Origin of the sequence: Flavobacterium branchiophilum NBRC 15030 = ATCC 35035, from assembly GCF_002217205.1 — a bacterium.
Lineage (GTDB): Bacteria > Bacteroidota > Bacteroidia > Flavobacteriales > Flavobacteriaceae > Flavobacterium > Flavobacterium branchiophilum.
Window position 1 is genome coordinate 1 of sequence record NZ_MUGT01000202.1, and the last position, 627, is coordinate 627.

At 48.0% G+C, this 627-nt stretch carries 1 protein-coding gene; it reads left to right on the forward strand.

Annotated elements, in window-relative coordinates; translation table 11 throughout:
- On the forward strand, positions 1-627 hold a 627-nt coding region (locus tag B0A58_RS15780), incomplete at both ends, for a hypothetical protein (RefSeq protein WP_207758872.1).

The following is a 627-nucleotide window of genomic DNA, read 5'->3' on the forward strand; positions in this document are numbered from 1 at the left end:
ACTGTAAACATCAGTCCAGTATCCAATGCCGGCACCGATGGCAGCACTACGGTTTGCGAAAACAGTACCACTGCTATTAATTTATTTGATTTGATTACAGGCGAGCAAACAGGCGGGGTTTGGACCAGAACCAGTGGCACGGGCGGTACTTTTACGGCTGCATCGGCAACTTTTGTTCCTACTAGTGCTACCAATAGCACCTTTACTTATACCATTACGGGTACTTCTCCGTGTCCAGACGATTCCAGTTTGGCTACTGTAAATGTTAATGCCGTGGCCAATGCAGGTACCGATGGCAACACCACCATTTGTGTTGATGCTACTGCTGCTGTTAATTTATTCAGCTTGATTACAGGCGAGCAAACAGGCGGGGTTTGGACCAGAACCAGCGGGGTTGGTGGTACTTTCAATGCCACAACGGGTACTTTTACCTCTAGTTTGGGGGCTACTACAAGCCAATTCAAATATACAGTGGCCGGTAGCGCTCCTTGTTTAGACGATTTTAGTATGGCCACCATCAACATCAACGAAGTGCCCAATGCCGGTACAGACGGTACACTAACCATTTGCGAAACCAGCACCACTACCATCAACTTGGCAGACATTTTGTTGGGCGAACAATCAGGC